Here is a 727-nt window from a genome sequence, read left to right as displayed (position 1 = left end):
GAGGCTGGGACAAAACCCAGTAAATAAAAAAGCGTGGCTATCACCGTGTAGGTGACATACCACGCTTTTTTTATATAATCGTTTATTTTTACTAAACAAAAAGAATCCCCTTTGATAGAATTAAAGTAACCACACAATAATTATCGGAGGGATTCTTATGTTTAAAAATTATAACATAAATCAAGTTGTGTTGCCGTTAGATTTAGAAATAAAATTGGACAAAAATGATATTGCCTATGCAGTAAATGATGTTGTAACACAGATTCCGGAGGAAGCATTCGCTACCTTTTCTCGTGAAACTGGATGTCCAGCCTATCACCCACAAATGATGATGAAAATTATCTTATGTGCCTACACGCAGTCGGTTTTTTCTGGAAGAAAAATCGAAGGGTTACTCAAAGATAGTGTGCGTATGATGTGGTTAGCGCAAGGTTATGAGCCAAGTTATCGTACCATCAATCGTTTTCGTGTGCATCCAGAGGTCAAAAATCTACTACGTCAATGTTTCGTGCAATTCCGTTGTCAGCTGGTGGAAGAAAAACAAATTGATGAAGAAGCGATTTTTATTGACGGGACCAAGATTGAAGCGAATGCCAATAAATTTACGTTTGTATGGCGTAAATCGGTTGAAAGATACAGTGCTAATTTGGTGGAAAAGTCCAACCAAATGTATGATGAATTATTGGAGAAAGAAATTCTTCCAGAAATCGAACGAGAAAGCCTGGAG

General features: G+C 37.3%; 1 protein-coding gene. It reads left to right on the top strand.

Annotated features, from left to right (window positions below; genetic code table 11):
• Positions 1 to 157 precede the first annotated feature (157 nt).
• Positions 158 to 727, top strand: a 570-nt coding sequence (locus AC3G7N_RS20980) for a transposase (protein ID WP_489424093.1), incomplete at its 3' end; no start/stop codon positions are given.

Source organism: Virgibacillus carmonensis (assembly GCF_057836705.1).
Note: the sequence above shows the minus strand (reverse complement) of the source record. Positions and strands in the feature narration are given on the sequence as shown.